1 protein-coding gene is annotated in these 231 nt (G+C 41.6%); it reads left to right on the plus strand.

The window, feature by feature from the left end; translation table 11 throughout:
• Window positions 1–231, plus strand: a 231-nt coding sequence (locus tag LPKJCM_RS09510; RefSeq protein ID WP_165758594.1) for an IS110 family transposase, incomplete at both ends; no start/stop codon positions are given.

The raw sequence follows: 231 nt of genomic DNA on the forward strand, positions 1-231 counted from the left end.
GATGAGATTTTAAAGCGGTCTCAGCAAGCTGACCAAATTATTATCGGCATGGAAGCAACCTCAGTTTATAATTTCCACCCAACCTTGTTCTTTGAACAAGATGATCGCCTTAATCAGTTAAACGTGACTGTGGTCACCTTGAATCCTAAAGGGACGCACCGTTACAGTAAGTTATTTGATGATGATAAGACCGATACCGTTGATGCCTTTCACATTGCCGATTTCTTACGG

This window comes from Lentilactobacillus parakefiri (genome assembly GCF_002157585.1).
Taxonomy (GTDB): Bacteria; Bacillota; Bacilli; order Lactobacillales; family Lactobacillaceae; genus Lentilactobacillus; species Lentilactobacillus parakefiri.